The organism is Paenarthrobacter sp. 10L420, from assembly GCF_056395385.1.
Map to the genome: position 1 here is coordinate 226,373 of NZ_JBFTJK010000001.1, position 15,254 is coordinate 241,626.

The 15,254-nt window shown below is 59.2% G+C and carries 16 protein-coding genes; 12 read left to right on the forward strand and 4 right to left on the reverse strand.

Annotation, left to right across the window (positions count from 1 at the left end; genetic code table 11):
* Positions 1-47: 47 nt before the first annotated feature.
* Positions 48-1,046, forward strand: a complete 999-nt coding sequence (locus AC1DD5_RS01050; protein WP_442003588.1) for an aldo/keto reductase family protein — start codon at positions 48-50, stop codon at positions 1,044-1,046.
* 1 nt (position 1,047) lies between these two features.
* Here AC1DD5_RS01050 and AC1DD5_RS01055 read toward each other — a convergent pair whose 3' ends face one another.
* The 3 genes from AC1DD5_RS01055 to AC1DD5_RS01065 form a co-directional block, all read right to left on the reverse strand.
* Complete coding sequence (locus tag AC1DD5_RS01055; RefSeq protein WP_442003589.1) at positions 1,048-1,356, reverse strand: hypothetical protein; 309 nt, start codon at positions 1,354-1,356, stop codon at positions 1,048-1,050.
* Positions 1,357-1,478: 122 nt separating this feature from the next.
* A complete protein-coding gene (locus AC1DD5_RS01060; RefSeq protein WP_442003590.1) occupies positions 1,479-2,987 on the reverse strand; it encodes a sensor histidine kinase in 1,509 nt (502 codons plus the stop codon).
* A gap of 247 nt (positions 2,988-3,234) precedes the next feature.
* A complete protein-coding gene (locus tag AC1DD5_RS01065; RefSeq protein WP_477520408.1) occupies positions 3,235-3,525 on the reverse strand; it encodes a hypothetical protein in 291 nt (96 codons plus the stop codon).
* 455 nt (positions 3,526-3,980) lie between these two features.
* Here AC1DD5_RS01065 and AC1DD5_RS01070 point away from each other — a divergent pair, with 455 nt between their 5' ends.
* The 10 genes from AC1DD5_RS01070 (at position 3,981) to AC1DD5_RS01115 (ending at position 12,236) form a co-directional block, all read left to right on the forward strand.
* Positions 3,981-4,367 (forward strand): hypothetical protein, encoded by a 387-nt coding sequence (locus tag AC1DD5_RS01070; RefSeq protein WP_442003592.1) that lies wholly within the window; start codon positions 3,981-3,983, stop codon positions 4,365-4,367.
* A 216-nt stretch (positions 4,368-4,583) separates the two neighbouring features.
* Entirely contained in the window at positions 4,584-4,814 is a 231-nt protein-coding gene (locus AC1DD5_RS01075) for a Flp family type IVb pilin (RefSeq protein ID WP_442003593.1), read from the forward strand.
* An 88-nt stretch (positions 4,815-4,902) separates the two neighbouring features.
* On the forward strand, positions 4,903-5,277 hold the full coding sequence (locus AC1DD5_RS01080; protein ID WP_216926392.1) for a TadE/TadG family type IV pilus assembly protein: 375 nt from the start codon (positions 4,903-4,905) through the stop codon (positions 5,275-5,277).
* The gene (locus AC1DD5_RS01085) at positions 5,265-6,296 is read left to right on the forward strand and encodes a Tad domain-containing protein (RefSeq protein WP_442003594.1); all 1,032 of its coding nucleotides are present in this window, start codon (positions 5,265-5,267) and stop codon (positions 6,294-6,296) included. Before AC1DD5_RS01080 ends, AC1DD5_RS01085 begins: the two co-directional genes overlap by 13 nt.
* 32 nt (positions 6,297-6,328) lie before the next feature.
* On the forward strand, positions 6,329-7,105 hold the full coding sequence (cpaB, locus tag AC1DD5_RS01090) for a Flp pilus assembly protein CpaB (protein ID WP_442003595.1): 777 nt from the start codon (positions 6,329-6,331) through the stop codon (positions 7,103-7,105).
* The gene (locus AC1DD5_RS01095) at positions 7,102-8,298 is read left to right on the forward strand and encodes a CpaE/TadZ family protein (RefSeq protein WP_442016617.1); all 1,197 of its coding nucleotides are present in this window, start codon (positions 7,102-7,104) and stop codon (positions 8,296-8,298) included. The genes cpaB and AC1DD5_RS01095 overlap by 4 nt, the downstream gene beginning before the upstream one ends.
* A gap of 203 nt (positions 8,299-8,501) precedes the next feature.
* The gene (locus AC1DD5_RS01100) at positions 8,502-9,812 is read left to right on the forward strand and encodes a TadA family conjugal transfer-associated ATPase (protein ID WP_442016664.1); all 1,311 of its coding nucleotides are present in this window, start codon (positions 8,502-8,504) and stop codon (positions 9,810-9,812) included.
* Positions 9,813-9,819: 7 nt separating this feature from the next.
* Positions 9,820-10,752: a type II secretion system F family protein gene (locus AC1DD5_RS01105; protein WP_442016616.1), complete on the forward strand. Its 933-nt coding sequence runs from the start codon at positions 9,820-9,822 to the stop codon at positions 10,750-10,752.
* A gap of 8 nt (positions 10,753-10,760) precedes the next feature.
* Positions 10,761-11,645: a type II secretion system F family protein gene (locus tag AC1DD5_RS01110; protein ID WP_442016615.1), complete on the forward strand. Its 885-nt coding sequence runs from the start codon at positions 10,761-10,763 to the stop codon at positions 11,643-11,645.
* Positions 11,646-11,762: 117 nt separating this feature from the next.
* Positions 11,763-12,236, forward strand: coding sequence for an Hpt domain-containing protein (locus AC1DD5_RS01115; RefSeq protein ID WP_442016614.1), 474 nt, complete (start codon positions 11,763-11,765; stop codon positions 12,234-12,236).
* Here the strand turns inward: AC1DD5_RS01115 and AC1DD5_RS01120 are convergent.
* The gene (locus AC1DD5_RS01120) at positions 12,233-13,006 is read right to left on the reverse strand and encodes a response regulator transcription factor (protein WP_442016613.1); all 774 of its coding nucleotides are present in this window, start codon (positions 13,004-13,006) and stop codon (positions 12,233-12,235) included. The two genes, AC1DD5_RS01115 and AC1DD5_RS01120, sit on opposite strands and share 4 nt — an antisense overlap.
* A gap of 213 nt (positions 13,007-13,219) precedes the next feature.
* Between AC1DD5_RS01120 and AC1DD5_RS01125 the strand changes: the two genes are divergently transcribed.
* Positions 13,220-14,902 (forward strand): sensor histidine kinase, encoded by a 1,683-nt coding sequence (locus AC1DD5_RS01125; protein WP_442016612.1) that lies wholly within the window; start codon positions 13,220-13,222, stop codon positions 14,900-14,902.
* Positions 14,903-15,254 lie beyond the last annotated feature (352 nt).

Here is a 15,254-nt window from a genome sequence, read left to right on the forward strand (position 1 = left end):
ACCACACCTTGTAGCTAACAACCACACGTATGAAAGGGACTTAACCCATGGAATATCGCAAGCTCGGCGCCTCCGGCATGTACATCAGCGAACTGGCCTACGGCAACTGGGTCACCCACGGCGAACAGATCGACCAGGAGGCGGCAACATCCTGCGTACGGCAAGCACTGGATCTTGGAATCACCACTTTCGACACTGCCGACGCTTACGCGGGAACCCGTGCAGAAACGGCCTTGGGCGAAGCTCTCAAGGGGGTTCGGCGTGAAGGCCTTGAGATTTTCACCAAGGTCTACTTTCCCACCGGTGAAGGAAAGAATGATCGCGGGCTCTCGCGAAAACACATGATGGAGTCGATCAACGGCTCATTGCGCAGGCTCGGCACGGATTACGTCGACCTCTACCAAGCCCACCGCTACGACTATGAAACGCCTCTTGAGGAGACGATGCAGGCTTTTGCGGACATTGTCCGGGCCGGCAAGGCACTTTACATCGGTGTTTCGGAATGGACTCCGGACGAGATCCGGGCTGGCGCCAAACTCGCCAAGGACCTTGGAATCAGCCTGATTTCGAACCAACCCCAATACTCAATGCTGTGGCGGGTTATCGAGGAGGAAGTCGTTCCCACCAGCGAGGAGCTGGGACTGGGACAGATCTGCTGGTCCCCTTTGGCCCAGGGCGTCCTGACAGGCAAGTACATTCCCGGCAAGGGGGCGCCAACCGATTCGCGCTTCACCACCGATGACGGAACTCTGAAAGACGACCACAAGTTCATGCGTCCCGAGGTGTTGGAGAAGGTCCAGGAATTGCAGCCCATTGCCAAGGAAGCAGGACTGTCCATGGCCGCGCTGGCGGTGGCTTGGGTTTTGCAGAACAGCAACGTCTCGGCAGCGATCGTGGGGGCGTCCAAGCCAGAGCAATTGGTGGACAACGCCACGGCGTCGGGAGTGAAACTTGATGCTGAACTGCTCAGCAGGATTGACCAGGTTTTGGAGCCGGTGATCGAGCGGGATCCGGGGAAAGTGGAATCGTTCCTGACCCGTCCCTAAGCTAAATGCCCTTCAGCTTGTCTTGAATCGCTGTTCGGAGCGATTCCAGAGACGGCAGGCTCCGGGGCCCGTCCGTCGTCGGATAGATCCGGCAGCTCAGCGCGGGGTCTCCCAGGACCGGAAAGAGGTCCAGTCCGTCGATCTGGAACGTGGGGGAGCCGTGGAATCCGAGCGAGGCTGCTTCCTCGTCGGAGTCCACCACCACGTGCACCATGCCGGAAATCCCGGCCAGCGCCAGTGCCCGCTCGAAGAGTTCCTGAGCGGCCGCGGTATGGGGACATTCAGGAATTGTCAGCAACTCAGCGCCCATACTCGATTATCCAACAAGCAATCAGTCTGGGTGAGCATCATTCAGTAGTAGGCATGCCTCTACTTTGGCGGCAACCGACGTCCTCTGCACCCGGCGCCCGCGGAGCAGGCGCAACTCTGGGGCTAACGCGGAACCGTGACGGTGACAGTCGTGCCGGAGCCTGGCCGGCTGTTCAATCCGATGGTTCCACCGTGGGCTTCGATGATGGCTTTGCTGAGGGGTAACCCCAGACCCGCCCCGGGTATTGCCGATTCCATTGCCTGATCGGCCCTGAAGAATTTGGTGAAGGCTTCGTCTTGTTCTTGTTCGGTCATACCGATCCCGTGATCGCGGACGGAGAGTTCCACTTCGCCGTTATTTCCCCGGAGGCCGATGACTACCTGGGTGCCTTCGGGCGAGAACTTGATGGCGTTCGACAGCAATTGGTCAATGGCTTTGGCGAATTGGCCAGGGTCCACATCTGCCGCTACATCTCCGTGGATTTGCAGTGCAATGGTGATACCTCTTGCGGCTGCCGCAAGCCTGGCGTTCTTGACTGACTCCTGGAGCAGTTCCGAAACGTTGGTGGGCCGGCGGCGCAGTTCGAGGTCTTCGGAAGCGACAAGAAGCAGATCATTGACGAGGGTCAGCAGACGTTCAGCGTTCCGTTCGATGATGCCCATGAAGGCAGGATTTGGCTGGTCGTCGAGTATTTCCAGGTATCCGAGAATGGACGTGAGCGGAGTTCGAAGTTCATGGGAGATCGTGGCAACGAACTTGTCGCGGGCCGTTTGCGCCTTCACCAGTGCTGTGACGTCGGTGAAAGCAATGATGGAACCCTTCATCTGGCCCGCTTCGCCGAGCAGGGGGCGGGCGGCGGCGGAAAAGGTGCGCTGCTTCTCGCCATCGCCTACGCGCACAAGTCTGTTGGTGAAACTGGCGCCTCGGACAGCAAGATCGGCCGGACTGTTCCGTTCCTCATTGGAGTGAGCAGTCCCAACGGTGAACGGATTCACGGCGTCCGTCGACTCGTGAGCCCATGAACGGTCGGCGCGAAGGCGACGGTTGGTCAGAATGTCAGCACCGTTTGTGTCCATGGCCCAGACACCAACGTTGACGGTTTCAAGGACAGTGTCCAGGAGTTGCGCATGTTCTTTGGTGGCACCATGGAGCCGCACCAACTCGCGATCCTTTCGGTCCATCCGGTCGCTGTGTTTGATCAGCCCGCGAGCAACAGCATGCCCGGTGATGGCCAAACCACCCATGATGGCAGGGAAGACAATCATGCGGATCAGCTCTGACCGTTCAACCTCGTGACCCAACACCAAGGGCGAAGCCACGGTGGCGCAAAGCGGTGCCAGGATGGCCAGGGCCACGTGGCCCTTCCTGGCGCTGACCGACAGCCAAATCACGGGGAAGGCCATGACCAATCCCACGACGCTGAGAACGGGCCCGCCAACCTCGCGCAAGAGGCCCAGAGCGAGACAATCCAGCACGGGGATGAAGACGAAGCTCCATGAAGGGAGACGGTTCCACGGAAGCACGAGGCATGCCGCCAGGATCACGATGTGCAGAAAGAGGACCAGGAAGAACGCCGGATGCAACAGGCTGGCGGGGTTGAAGAGAAGGGCCAGGAAAACAATCAACGTCACTATCGCCACCATCGGCAGCTGACACAACACAATCGCCCTGCGCCTTGCGATTCTGCTGAAGTAATCCTCCAACGGCAAGAAAACGCTATCCCCCATAGCCAAGCACCATCCATCCCCCAGATCTGAAAAACCAAGCCCTGCTGCCAAGCATAGTCCCGCTCAAACCTCCAACGCGGGGTCATTTAGGGCCCGTCGCGACGGGATTTATGGGCCGTAACTGACCCCGCGTTGCGGAGATGCGTTCGGGTCAGGCCTGTTTGCGGCTCGCGATCTCGTCAGAGAGCTGCTGCACTCGGGTAGGGTCCGCGTCCTGGGCAAGGGCGACGTAGTGATCCATGATCGCCGGCCGGTAGCGCACAGGCAACGTCTGTCCTGGGGCGAGCCGGGTGAGAGCGGTGATCGTGAGGTCTTCGTCTGCAATGCCGCGGAACGATATGCCGTCGGCGGTCTCCACGTCGAACATCAGGACCACGCGTGGATTGCTGTTGACCTCCCGCCAGGCGACGAGAACGCCGAGCGCAAGCGCTCCATTGCGCAATTCCGCATTGCGCTTCCGGGCATCACTGCTCAGGAGCGGATTCGCGGCGACGCCCGGGAAGTTGGGCCCGACACCGAGCGACTCCCGACTCAGGTCGGGCCCTGAGCTCGTCCATCAGATCGTTGAGCGTCTGCTTCTTTGAACCGAACATCCTGCCCCTTCGCTGACACCGGTGCCGAAAATCCTTGGCCATGCGCTTCGCCCTCACCGCGAGTGTACATCGCCCAACGCGGGGTCACTTCGGGCCCATTCCGAGGGGATTTATGGGCCGTAACTGACCCCGCGTTGTGGAAAGTCCGGCCGTACTGGACCAAGTACCCGGCAAGTAACCAAGTAGTCGGGCTGGCCGGAAACGAGTACCCACTACTCGTGACGGGCCCCTCCGGCAGCCGATTCAATGGAGCACAGAGGATCTGAAATGACGTTTGTTGGAGGGGTTTACGTTGAGTACAGGAATGGAATCGGCCGCAATGTTCGCGGGGTCGCTGCCCGGGCTTCTCCTTATGTCCGTGGGGCAAATAATGGTAGTGGTGTGCCTGTGTTTCGATATGGTGCGTGCGCTGTCCGTGCCAAGTTCACGCCCCCGGTACGTGGCTAATACGATCTTCAGGACGTTGGCGGTGCCTTCCATCCTTGTGATGGGGATCAGCGCGCTCGCTGAAGCGGTCAGCTGGTCATGGATTCAGGTGGCCATGAGTATGGCCGTGCTGGTGATGATCATCTTCCGCTGGCACTACAACAAGGATGAAGACAACTGGTGGAAGGGCAAGGGCAAGAAGTTGGCCCGGTGGGCGCGTAAGCAGCTCTCGGCACCACCCGTGGTTGCGCCTGCAATGGGCTGACGAAAACTCCAGGATAAGGCCGTGCCAATGATGGCGCGGCCTTTTTTGTGCGGGTAAGGCAAGGGAATTCCTAGGATTAGCGCAGGAAATGCGCAGGTTCCAGAGGCTTTCCACAGGAAGTCCCAAGGACTCCGAGATGGGCCTCTCTCCGTTGCTACGTTGATTGGGAGCTGGTATCGGGCCAGCCCAAATCCCAACTCGCTCAGGAGTTTTCAAATGTTTGTCACCCTCTCCAACATCGCATCCCGCGCCCGTCGTGAAGAGAACGGCGCTACCGCCGTCGAATACGGCATCATGGTTGCGCTCATCGCCGTGGTCATCATCGTTGCTGTAACCCTGCTCGGCGGTAACCTCGTCGAGACCTTCAACAGCTCAGCCTGTGCCGTCAAGGGTGGCACATGGACCGCTACTACTGCCGCCGGCGTCGCGGGTAGCTGCTCAAAGTAGTCGGACTCACGGCGGGTACCCGGGTGGGTGGGTCGGTGGCCCCACCCACCCGTTCCTCTTTCAACTTTTGATACGAAGGCAGATCCACATGCACAGGACATCAGAACGGGGTGCCGTAGCGGTCGAGTTCGCGTTGCTCGCACCCGTCCTGATCCTCCTGGTTCTGGGGATCATGGAATTCGGGCGCGCCTACAACGCGCAGGTCTCGCTCACGAACGCCGCCCGCGAGGGCGTGCGCGTGATGTCCATCGCGAATGATCAGTCGGCAGCCAGGACCGCGGCGAAAAACGCGGCTGTAACTCTGAACCCAAAGCTGGCAGATGCGAACTTCACCTTCAGTGCTACCAGCTGCACGTCCGGCGCGCAGATGTCCGTCACCGTCAAGTACACACTCAGCACCCTCACGGGAATCGCAGGACCGTTCCCGATGCAAGGCGTAGGGGTGATGGTATGTGGCGGATAAAGGGCAATGACGACGACGGCGAACGCGGGGCCGTCGCGGTCCTCATAGCTCTGATTCTGGTTGCGTTACTTGGCTTTGCCGCCCTCGCTGTGGATGCAGGAAAGCTCTACTCGGAAAAGGCGCAAGCGCAGAACGGATCCGATGCCGCCGCCCTGGCCGTGGCTGAGAAGTGTGCCGTCAGCACCAGCGATCCGAATTGCTCGAGTACGTCCCAGATCGCCAAGGACATGGCCAACAAGAATGCTGTGGACGGCCTTGGAAACATCAACTCGGTAAACCTTGATCTGACTAACCGGAAGGTAACCGTGTCCGCCGGCTCCCAGCAAGCGGGTGGTGCTCCAAATGCCGTTTCGCTGGTCTTCGGTCGTGTCCTTGGCATGAATTCCGCGGACGTTGTGACCTCATCGACCGTACAGTGGGGCAGCCCACGTAAGGGAACTACTCCATTCCCCCTGACGTTTTCGATCTGCCAGGTGCAGGGCTACGTTGGCGGCGTCCAGCAGCTTTTGCAGGCTCACGGCACGGGCGCCAACCCCAGCTGCAACTACGGGCCTTCAGGCGCGGCAGTAGAGGGTGGATTCGGATGGATTGTCCAGGATCCTGGCTCCTGCGGTGGCACCATTGACCTGGCGCTGAACAAGGGCGGCAGCGCACCGGGGAACAGTGCGCCGCCAAATTGTTCCACCACCCTGAACAACTGGGCCGCCACCATCAACGCCGGAAAAGACATCATTGTGCTGCTTCCGGTCTTCAATTCCGTCACCGGCACGGGAAGCGGAGCCATTTACCACCTGATCTCGTTTGCAGCATTCAAAGTGACGGGATGGAAGTTCAGCGGCGGCACCACTCTTCCGGACGTTTTCCATAACCAGAGTCCCTATGTTTCCTCCTCGCTGTCCTGCACCGGGAATTGCCGGGGGATCGTGGGGAGCTTCGTCAAATACGTGTCGCTGGCAGACGGCTACACGTTGGGGCCGGTGGATGCCAACGGGGTCACCGTAGTACGCCTGACCAACTAGCTTTTCCAATTTTTGAAGCACAGGAGTGTTAAGTGAAATCACGCTTATTGGCAGGATCGGCAGCAGCGCTGCTGGCGGTCATAGGGGTGATCCTCGTGTTCGTCTACGCGCAGGGCGCGGATCAACGGGCTGTCCAGAATCTTGCCCCTGTTGAGGTCTTGATGGTCAAGGCTCCGATTCCCGCCGGCACCCCGGTAGAGGCCATGAAGGCTTCCCTGGCTGCCCAGCAGCTTCCGCAGTCTTCCGTCCCCGCATCGGCACTCAAGACGCTGGGCGATTCAACCGGAAAAGTTGCTGCCGTGGACCTCGTTCCGGGCGAACCATTGGTGGCCGAGCGCCTTGTAGCTCCGGAGGCACTGAAGACTCCGGGGAACGTCGCAGTGCCTCCCGGAATGCAAGAGGTCTCATTCCAGGTGGAGCCTGTGCGTGTGGTGGGCGGACGGGTGGTTCCTGGTGACCACGTCGGGATTTTCATTTCCATGGAAAGCGGTGGAATCGAGTCCAAGCCCGATAAGGAAACCACCCAATTGTCCATTCACAAGGTGCTTGTGACTGCAGTGCAGCGGGCCCCCGAGCCAGCACCTACGAGCCAGCCCAGCCCTGCCCCCAGTCCCGGGACCACAGCACCTGATCCCAAGGACAGCACCCTGCCTACGGGTTCCCTGCTCCTGACCGTTGCAGTGGGCGACTCGGACGCAACCAAGATCGTTTTCGCCTCCGAGTTCGCCAAAATCTGGCTGAGCAAGGAACCGGTGGACGCCCAGGAGAGCGGACCCAGAATCATCCAACGGAGCGAGGTGTACAAGTGAGCCGGTTTGTCCTGATAACGCCCAGTGCTGAATTTGATCAGCGGCTACGTCAAGCCGTTGCCGGCGGCCTCCCCGGAAGTGTGCAGACCTTCTTCACCAGCGTCCTGCCTGTTGACCCCGCCGAGCTCTTCGGCGCCCTGAACCAGGGACAGCTTGAGGTGCTGATTCTGGGGCCGGACGTGCCGGTGGAGGAAGCGATGCGCTTGGCTACGGTCCTTAACGTTCAGGTACCCGAGCTCAGCGTGGTTCTTGTCGCGGAGCCGCAGCCGGACTTCATCCTCCAGGCGATGCGATCCGGCATCCGCGACATCATGAGCCCAGCGGCGGACATGGCCGAGATCAGGGTGACCCTGGAGCGCGCCTGCCAGTCGTTCGCCACCCGTCAGCGGACTTCGGAACCTAAGCCAGCAGGCGCCCCCAAGGGACTGGTGATCGGCGTCTTCTCTCCCAAGGGCGGTGTGGGTAAGACGACCATCGCCACGAACATTGCTGTGGGGCTGGGCAAGATAGCGCCGATGAGCGTAGTCATCGTGGATCTGGATTTGCAGTTCGGGGATGTCGCCTCGGGGCTCTACCTCAATCCGGAGCACACTGTTACCGACGCTGTCACACCGTCGGCCAGCCAGGATTCCCTGGTACTCAAGGCCTTTCTCACGGTCCATCCGGCGAGCATCTATGCCCTTTGTGCGCCTAAGAACCCCGTTGAAGCAGATGAAATTACTCCGGAACAGGTGGCTCGGCTGCTTGAGCAACTTGCCGAAGAGTTTCAGTACGTGGTGGTTGATACAGCCCCTGGACTGCCTGAAATCGGCCTCGCAGCGCTGGAGCAGTGCACCGATGCGGTGTGGGTGTCAGCGATGGATGTACCAAGTGTTCGGGGCCTGCGCTCCGGCCTGGATATCCTTCGCAAGCTCAATCTGCTCCCGGAAACCCGTCATGTGGTGCTCAACATGGCCGATTCCAAGTCCGGGTTGTCCGTCCAGGACGTTGAATCCACCGTTGGTGCCCCCGTCGACGTGAGCATCCCCCGGTCAAAAGCAGTCGCGCTCTCCACCAACCGGGGAATTCCAGTGCTTCAAGAGGGGGCGAAGGACCCGGCAATCAAGGGCTTGAACCATCTCGTTGAACGCTTCAACCCCGCATGGCGGGCCTCGGCCCAGCGAAAACTGCACAGAAGGGTGGTAGTCCAGTGAAGCTGTCCGAACGTCTGCGTGACGCCGAAGAAGAATCCGCCGGTCCAGGGACTGCGCTTGGGCAAGGACCAAAGCCACTCCCGACGACGAACCCCACCTTTGCGCAGGCCGCACAGCAGGCCAAACCAAACCTTCAAACGAAGGCCACGGTTGCGTCGAAGCCTCACCTCTCGGTGAAATTGGCTGATCATCCGGACGCTCCGATGCCAAAGGCCCAGCAGCCGGTGGACGCATTCGCTGCCCTCAAGCGACGGGCTGCAACGGCATTGTTTGAGCGCCTCGGTGCGAGGTTCAACGACTCGGCCTTGAGTGAGCAGGAGCTGCGGACTGCTGCCCGGGAAGAGCTGACCAGAATCATTGACGCTGAACAGGTGCCGCTCTCTCCTGAAGAGCGCAGTCGGCTTGTGGCGGACGTGGCTGATGATGTCCTGGGCTACGGGCCACTGCAACGCCTGCTGGATGACCCCGAAGTCACGGAGATCATGGTCAACAGGATGGACCAGATTTACGTCGAACGGCGCGGCAAACTGATCCTCACTGATTCGGGATTTAGCTCCGAAGATCATCTGAGAAGAGTTATCGAACGCATCGTCTCCAAGGTGGGACGCCGGATCGATGAGTCATCCCCGCTGGTTGACGCCCGGTTGGAGGACGGCTCACGCGTCAATGCCGTGATTCCGCCGCTTGCTGTTGGCGGCTCGTCCCTGACCATCCGAAAATTCAGCAAAGTGCCTTTGACCATCAGGAATTTGATCGACTTTGGCACGCTGACCCCGGAAATCGCCGAACTTCTGAATGCCTGTGTCAAAGCGAAACTGAACATTATTGTTTCCGGCGGTACCGGAACCGGCAAAACCACCTTGTTGAATGTCCTGTCTTCTTTCATCCCTGAGGACAACCGCATAGTGACCATTGAGGACGCCGTGGAGCTGCAGATCCAGCAGCAGCACGTGGTCAGGCTTGAGAGCCGGCCACCAAACACGGAGGGCAAGGGCGAAGTCACGATCCGGGAGCTGCTCCGAAACTCCCTCCGCATGCGGCCTGACAGGATCGTGGTGGGCGAGGTGCGTGGGGGAGAGTCGCTGGACATGCTGCAGGCCATGAACACAGGGCACGACGGCTCACTCTCAACGGTGCACTCGAATTCTCCACGAGACGCCGTGGCCAGGCTTGAAACGCTGGTTCTTATGGCTGGAATGGACTTGCCACTGCGGGCAATCCGCGAGCAGCTCGCGTCCGCCGTGAATCTCATCATCCAAATTTCGCGTCTCCGCGATGGAACCCGCCGGATTACCCATGTGACTGAGGTTCAAGGCATGGAGGGCGATATCGTCACACTCCAGGACGCGTTTGTTTTCGACTATTCGGCCGGCGTTGATGCTCACGGTAGGTTTCTGGGCCGACCGGTATCTACGGGCATCCGTCCCCGGTTCATCGACCGTTTCATGGACTTGGGCATTCATGTTTCGCCCGAGCTTTTTGCGGCTCCACTGACGTCGACGCCGAGGACGTGAGCGCGCCATGATTCTTTTCTTTGGGCTGGCCCTCATGCTGTCAGCCATCGTGCTGTTCGGAGTAGCCGTCATTCTGCCTAAGACCCCCGAGGTTCCGCTGGACCGGAGGAGGCCCTACCAGGTGCTTCCCGGTTCCCATCTGACGCGATTTACCGGGTCCGCCACGGACATGATTCATGGTGTATTGACGCGGCGCAACGTTCGGCTTTTCAACCGGGAACAGCTCGACGACGCGGGTGTGCGAATGAGCCAGGCGGACTTCGTCGTTTTGGTGATTGCAGGCGCGGTGGTAGGAGCTTTGATCGGGTTGGTTGTCGGCGGCATTCTGGTCGCGATTCTCCTCAGTGTCCTGGCACCCTTCGTGGCCCGGCTGGTCCTGAAGTTCCGCGCGGGCAAAAGACGTGACAAATTCGAGGATCAATTGGGTGACACACTACAGCTGCTTTCTGGTGGACTAAGGGCTGGCCACAGCATCCTCCGCGCCATCGACGCCGCGGCTGCGGAATCAGTCAGCCCCACATCCGAAGAAATGCGCAGGGTCATCACGGAGACAAGCCTGGGACGGGACTTGCAAGCTTCCCTGAACGATACGGCGGAGAGAATGCGAAGCGAGGATTTCGTATGGATAGCCCAAGCGATCCAGATCAACCGCGAGGTGGGTGGGAACCTCGCAGACGTGCTGGACCAGGTGAACGACACCATTCGCGAACGCAGTGAAATCAAAGGACACATCAAGTCCCTGGCTGCAGAGGGAAAGTTTTCCGCGTACATCCTGATGGCTCTTCCGGTGGGAATCGTCATCATGCTCATGATCGTCAACCCCGGCTATATGAACGTAATGTTTACCAATCCGCTCGGTTGGGTGATGATCGTGGCTTCCGTCATCTTGATGACCATCGGTGGTCTGTGGATGCGCAAGATCATCGATTTGAAATTTTGAGGTGAACCTTGCACCCTTTCCTGCTTTTATCCTTGTTGCTGGTTCCGTTGCCGAGCGCCTATTTCGCGTGGTCCCTCCTTTCAACTGACCGGAGGACCCCGCGGGCAGTCCGCGAGCTGCTCTCCAGGGGTCAAATCGCTATTGAAGTGGAGCAGCAGAACAGGAGCGGGGGCTTGGAGCGCCTCGGATACAGGCTGACCCCTGGTAGCTACGTCCAGAAGCTGGATAGGCTGCTGGCGCTGGCCGGCCGTCCGACCTCGCTTCCGCTTGGACGTGTCCTCGCAGCCAAGCCCGCGCTTGGCCTTCTCGGCGCGATTTTCGGTTTCTTTATCACTACCACCAGCCAGAGCGGACTCATCAAGCTTGTGGGGATCTTTGTGGTCCTGCTGGGATATTTCATTCCCGACCTGATGCTTTATAGCAAAGGTCAGGAACGGCAGAAGAAAATACAGTTGGAACTGGCCAACACGATGGACCAGATGCTCATTTCGGTTGAGGCTGGCCTCGGCTTCGAAGGCGCCATGGCCCGCGCGGGAGAAAACGGCAAGGGACCGCTGGCGGAAGAAATCGTGAGGACACTCCAGGACATGCAGGTTGGGCGGAGCCGCCGCGAGTCCTATCTCGCGTTGGCCCAACGGACCAACATTCCTGAACTCCGAAGCTTCGTGCAGGCGGTTATCCAGGCCGACACGTACGGGATTGCCATTAGTCGCGTGTTAAAAGTTCAGGCGAAGGTTATGAGGGTTAAGCGCCGGCAACGCGCCGAGGAGAAAGCGATGAAGCTTCCGGTAACAATTCTCTTTCCCCTGCTATTCTTCATCTTTCCGGTCCTGTTTATTGCCATTCTGGGACCAGCGGTCATCAACACTATAACAACGCTCAGTGGTGGATGAAGCAGCGCAGTTAATTTGCATATTAAAAGTAACTCAAGAAATCAGGAGGGGCTGAGGATTTGCTCAAGATTAGCGCAAGATCGGTTTAAATCTGAGTTCAGGAAGTAGCATCGGGTTATGTTCAGTTCAGATTTCAGTGAGGTCGACGAGCGTGGGGACTCCGACCATATCGGCCCAGCGGAGGGTTCCACGTGGAAGCCCGACGCCGATCGGCGGCCGATATTGGACCTTGCGGAATTCCAGCTCTTGGAAGATCAGGTGGGCGATCCTGGCATAGCTCGCAAGTTTGCAAGCGACTTTGCCCGGCTCTGGCGAGTACGGTACGAAAGCCTCGCCACCGCCGTCGAACATGGCGACGAAGCCGCGGCACTGGACACGATCTTGAGCCTCAGAACCTCTTCTGCCATGGTGGGCGGCGTTCGCCTTTCGGTTCTTGCAGCCCTGCTTGAGGAACACATTCTGAACGGTGAATTACGCAATGCCCAGCCTCTCCTTGATGAGATTGCCGAGTGTGGTCAGCGCACGGTCAAGGAGCTAAGGAAAAGCTACGTACTAAGGAATGAAAGTCCGGAACCGGACCCCATTTCCTAATCCGGTCTTTTCGGTGCCAGTCGATAGCCGACTCCCCGGATCGTCTGCAGAAACCGCGGAGATTGTGAATCTTCGCGCAGTTTTCGGCGAAGATTTCCAATGTGGGTTTCAACGGCCCGTTCGTCGGCCTCGCTGATATAAGCGTCGTCGTCGTAATAATCACCACGGGCAGCACGGACCAGGTCAGCCCTTGTCCGCACTTCCTCCGGGTTGCGAAGCAACTCCAGCAGCAGATCGAATTCGCTTCTGGTCAAAGTCAGGGGAGAACCATCCAGGGCAACTGTCCGGGATTTGTAATTCAACGACAATCCATTGTGTTCAATGACCGCATCATTGCGTCCATTCGAACGGGCCAAGCCAGTGTCGCCGGCATCCTCAGGCAAAGACAATCCAACGCCCACGCGCGGCCGCCGCATCATCGCTGTGACTCTTGCCCTTAGCTCGCGGGGCAGGAACGGCTTTTTCACGTAGTCGTCCGCGCCCGTCAGAAAAGCGGTCAGGGTGTCCGGTTCGTCTTTGCGTGCAGTGAGCATGACGACGTAGGCATCACTGAATTGTCGGATTCGCCGTAAAACCTCGTGACCATCCATGTCAGGAAGTCCGACATCCAATGTGACCGCCACGGCTTGATGATGTCGGACAACTTCGACGCCTTCACGTCCGGTGGCGGCGGAGTGGACCACAAAACCCGCCTCTTTTAGGATGGCGCCCACCAAGTTTCGGACGTCTTCATCATCCTCAATGACTACAGCAACCCCAGGCTCGTTCATTGATTCCCTCGAGTCGGCGCACATCCCCGCAAGCCCAGCGCAAAGCGGGAAGCGTCACCCAATACGTACGATACAAGCATTCAAGTTTTATAGCACCTAATATGTGCAATATGCGTCGTCCCAACGTTCCGGTTTTACGCTCCGCCCCGAGCTCTTCCCGGAATCGGCGCGAAACGATATTTGGTCCGTGTCCCCCCAACGAAGGACTCTGCCTTGACTGAGCAGCCTTTACTCCGCACAGCCGCCCGCATCTTTAGAAAACTGACGCCCAGGGCCCGGGTAGCCGTCTGCGAATTGCCTTTGACCCTGGTAGTCGGAGGATTGTTCGTCTCTGCCCCTGCCCTTTGGCCAAATCTCATACAGAACGGGCAGTTTGTCACCGGAATCTTCATGCACGGGATGCTTTTCTTGAGTTGCTTCCTAGTGCCGTGGGAGCGTCTGGCGCCGGGCGCAAGCCTGGCCATCCCCGTCCTGGATCTGGTTGCCCTCGCATTCACGCGAAATGGTGCCTATGGCTCGCTGCCAGGCCTCGTCGTTCTTGCACTTTTTCCTGTGATCTGGTTATCCGCGTCAGGCCTGCGAACCAGGTCCAGCCTTATCATCAGCTTTCTTGGTCCCCTCATCATTGCCCTCCCGCCGTTCATTTCGCACTTGCCAAAACCCCCATCGTCCGACATGTTCTCGGTTATCGTCTTGCCCCTGGTGATGTTTGCCGTTGCAGTCACCATTCGGCTCTCCGGCTCGAATGCCAGGATCCAGCAACAGCGTGTCAGGCAGCGTGACCAAGCTTTGCGGCAATTGCTCGCGGCGAGCAGGGATCGCGAAATGCTGCTTGGGACGATCCTGGACACAATCGACGTCGGAATTGTCGCCGTCGATTCCAAGGGCGAGACGCTTTTGACCAACAACCAACAAAAAGAATTCCATCGCGTGGCGACTCCATCCCGGTCTGGAGCAGCTCCCACACGGGACGAGCTCCTGATCTTTGGCCAGGATCGGCTGACACCGCTTCCGCCCGAAAAAAGCCCCACTCAACGGGCCGCCCAGGGGGAAACGTATTCGGATTACCTGGTGTGGTTCGGTACGGGAACCGAACAGCGGGCAATTTCGACCGCCGCACGCAGCATGAAATACGGCGTCGACGAAGGTTTTGGCGGAGCCGTCATCGTGTTCCGCGACGTGACCGACGTCGTCCAGGCCCTCGCAGCCAAGGATGAACTGGTTGCCAACGTCTCGCACGAATTCGGGTCCCCGCTGACCTCGATCCTTGGCAACTTGGACTTGGTGCTCCGGGGCGATGAAGAGCTCTCGGATAGAGCGAGGACCCGGTTGGAAGTCGCCGAGCGCAATGCGGAGCGGCTCCGCGTTCTGGTGGACGATCTGCTCATGTCAGCCGCGGCAGTGGAGAGCATCCACCTGCGGCGTACCGACGTCGCGGGCCTGGTTGAAAACAGCTTGGTTTCAGCCCACGCGCAGGCCGATTTTGCCAATGTGGGGCTTGTGGCCGATGTACCTTCGCCGCTGTGGGCAGATGCTGATCCATTGAGGTTGGGGCAGGCCCTGGATAACCTCGTTTCCAATGCCATCAAGTACTCCCCGGGTGGTGGACGAGTCACCGTGAGGGCCGCCCGGAACGACGGGTGGATCCAGCTGGAGGTTCAAGATACCGGCATGGGTATGACCACAGAGGAGACGTCCAAGATTTTCACGCGCTTCTTCCGGACAGGTGCTGCCCGGCAGGCCGCCATCCCAGGCGTGGGCCTTGGACTTTCCATTACAAAGTCCATCGTGGAACGGCACGGCGGCAGCATCACGTGCACCAGTACACCCGGAAGGGGCAGCACTTTTACTTTGTCGCTTCCGGCAACGGCATCCAAGGAGAACGTGAAGGCATAGGCCGGTTCAGTGCATAAAGCCGCTGCCGTCCCAGTCACGGTCGTACTTACCGCACCGCGCGCATCGCCTGTAACGGCCGCTGCCATCCTCTGCTGATTCCACGTGCCAGGCGTGGCTCAAGTTCAGTTTGCACATGAGCATCTTGAGCATGGCGCTCTCCGTTCTTAAGCACGCTCAACCCCGCAAACCGTGGTTGCTTCGTGCTCCCTCAGTTTAGGCAGCGCGCCCTTTCGGCCGATAGGGCATTGGCGTTCAGGCTTGCCAGGAAAATGTCCTGGCAAGCCCGTGATAGGCGGACTCCGTGTCGTAGTCTGATGCGTAGTTGGGCCAGCTGCTAACGAACGTGCCTTGG

What these genes read in the sequence shown, in the direction of transcription:
- AC1DD5_RS01050 (WP_442003588.1), top strand. Translation starts at nt 48, where the DNA reads ATGGAATATCGCAAGCTCGGCGCCTCCGGCATGTACATCAGCGAACTG.
- AC1DD5_RS01055 (WP_442003589.1), bottom strand. Translation starts at nt 1,356, where the DNA reads ATGGGCGCTGAGTTGCTGACAATTCCTGAATGTCCCCATACCGCGGCC.
- AC1DD5_RS01070 (WP_442003592.1), top strand. Translation starts at nt 3,981, where the DNA reads ATGGAATCGGCCGCAATGTTCGCGGGGTCGCTGCCCGGGCTTCTCCTT.
- AC1DD5_RS01075 (WP_442003593.1), top strand. Translation starts at nt 4,584, where the DNA reads ATGTTTGTCACCCTCTCCAACATCGCATCCCGCGCCCGTCGTGAAGAG.
- AC1DD5_RS01080 (WP_216926392.1), top strand. Translation starts at nt 4,903, where the DNA reads ATGCACAGGACATCAGAACGGGGTGCCGTAGCGGTCGAGTTCGCGTTG.
- AC1DD5_RS01085 (WP_442003594.1), top strand. Translation starts at nt 5,265, where the DNA reads ATGTGGCGGATAAAGGGCAATGACGACGACGGCGAACGCGGGGCCGTC.
- AC1DD5_RS01100 (WP_442016664.1), top strand. Translation starts at nt 8,502, where the DNA reads ATGCCAAAGGCCCAGCAGCCGGTGGACGCATTCGCTGCCCTCAAGCGA.
- AC1DD5_RS01105 (WP_442016616.1), top strand. Translation starts at nt 9,820, where the DNA reads ATGATTCTTTTCTTTGGGCTGGCCCTCATGCTGTCAGCCATCGTGCTG.
- AC1DD5_RS01115 (WP_442016614.1), top strand. Translation starts at nt 11,763, where the DNA reads ATGTTCAGTTCAGATTTCAGTGAGGTCGACGAGCGTGGGGACTCCGAC.
- AC1DD5_RS01120 (WP_442016613.1), bottom strand. Translation starts at nt 13,006, where the DNA reads ATGAACGAGCCTGGGGTTGCTGTAGTCATTGAGGATGATGAAGACGTC.